Origin of the sequence: Clostridium sp. 1001270J_160509_D11 (genome assembly GCF_015667935.1) — a bacterium.
GTDB lineage: Bacteria > Bacillota > Clostridia > Peptostreptococcales > Peptostreptococcaceae > Intestinibacter.
In genome coordinates, this window is the sequence record NZ_JADPET010000244.1 from 1 (window position 1) to 1,939 (window position 1,939).

Consider the following 1,939-nt stretch of genomic DNA (forward strand, 5'->3'; position numbering starts at 1 on the left):
ACTATAAAAAACTATAACTATTAATAATAAAGGTTTTTTAAACTATATCCAAATATGATATAATATAAATCAATATGTATAAACACGAACTTAATAAAAATGAAAAAGGTGGAAAAATATGAAAGTAGTTGAAAATGCTATATTTTCAAAGTTTCTCCAATTCGACATAGATGAAAATATTCCAATTTACGAAGGTAGATTCTGTATATACTTATTAAATCGAAAGTATAAATGCAGTGGAAAAGTAATGTATAAGATGGCTACAGAGGGGACAATAACATTTAAAGGGAAAATATTATCGGTCAAAAATTATGATGTAGATATCACGTTAGACTACGATTCAGCAGAACTTGAAATTTATCAATATAGACCTGTTTCAGTAACAGTCAGTTATTTAAACGATGTCACAATAGAAGGATATATAAATCATGGGCATATAAGATCTAAAAATGCCGAGGTCGATTATGTAGATTTTGATGTCGTTAATTTTGATAAATATTTTGGAAAACTTATCAAATACAATGATAAGTTATTTGCTGGAAGAATGGAATTTAATTCAGGGGATTTTGAAATTATAGTAGATAAAAGATTTGACTTTACTAAAGAATTAGACGAAAGATTAAAAGATAGAGATGCACATATAATAACACATAGTGGAAGAATTATAAGAAAAGACAAAAAGCCATTTAAAACTAACATAATAAATCAAGTATTAGATGATTTATCGATATCATTTAGTTTTATGTGCGGTCGATATGTCGACATATGTGCAGCATTTGGATATAAAAATAAGGAAAACGTATATAGATTGTGGAGGGAAACTTTTATAAGTCCATATAGATTTATTCCAAATTGGAAGGACACAATCTCAAATTATCACAATATAGAAAAGTATTTAACTTTGATGAATAATAAATTAATAGACGATTATTATAACGAAGCGCTAAGACAAGCTGTCGACTGGTACTTACAATCATTTGACGGTTTAACGCTAGAAAACAATCTTATTTCTATCCAAATATGTTTAGAGACATTATCATACATAGTCTTAGTAGAACAAGAAAAAATGCTGACAGATGATGAATTTGATGAAAATTTAGCGACAAAAAACATAAGAACACTGCTAGATGTATGCGGCATTCCTTATGGAAAAGACGACTTGTTTTTATTTGATAGCTATATAAATGATAGATTTGATGATGGAGTCGATTTACTTATATACTATAGAAATAAAATTGTTCACCCTACTAGAAAGAGAAATAGAGCTACTATAACAGTTGAAGATGTGTGGAATATTATACAAGTTGGGACGAGATATGTGGAGCTTGTAATATTAAATATAATTGGATATAGAGGCGAGTATTCTAATAGATTAGTGGATAGAGCTTATGGCGAGGTTCAGCTTGTGCCTTGGAATGAGAATTAATAATATAAGTTTTATAAAAAGCTAGGGTATAAAATATAATACTCTAGCTTTTATTTTTTGTATATAAAAATATAAAATTAACTAAATAACTAACATTTAGGTATTTTAATTAATTATAAATATTAATATGTTTATCTTTTTAATCTTCTTTAATATAAACACTAGGAATATACATCGTCACATTTTCAAGTGCGATTATCTCATTATAAATATATTCGCTGTGTTTATCTACATTATCACATTCTAAATCTAAAGTTAAAAGTGTATTGTTGTATATATTTACATCAAGTGTTGTAGTCCCCTCTCTAAGTTTTAAGTTCATTCCCCTGTTTAGTCTAACTAATTTGTCTAATATTTTGACGTAGTCTGCTGCCATTGTCAATTCCTCCTAAATATTAAATATAAAATCATAATAACATATTTTGGAAAAATATTAACTTCTACTTTAACAGCATCCATAGCTTCTTGTCTTTCTAATTTTTCGATTACTCTTACAGCTTCTTTCATTTTGTC

2 protein-coding genes are annotated in these 1,939 nt (G+C 27.3%); one reads left to right on the forward strand and one right to left on the reverse strand.

Annotated elements, in window-relative coordinates; translation table 11 throughout:
- Positions 1-118: 118 nt before the first annotated feature.
- A complete protein-coding gene (locus tag I4U58_RS13670) occupies positions 119-1,426 on the forward strand; it encodes a hypothetical protein (protein WP_195931884.1) in 1,308 nt (435 codons plus the stop codon).
- A gap of 139 nt (positions 1,427-1,565) precedes the next feature.
- Here the strand turns inward: I4U58_RS13670 and I4U58_RS13675 are convergent, their stop codons facing one another.
- Entirely contained in the window at positions 1,566-1,802 is a 237-nt protein-coding gene (locus tag I4U58_RS13675) for a hypothetical protein (RefSeq protein WP_195931885.1), read from the reverse strand.
- Between the last annotated feature and the right edge of the window lie 137 nt (positions 1,803-1,939).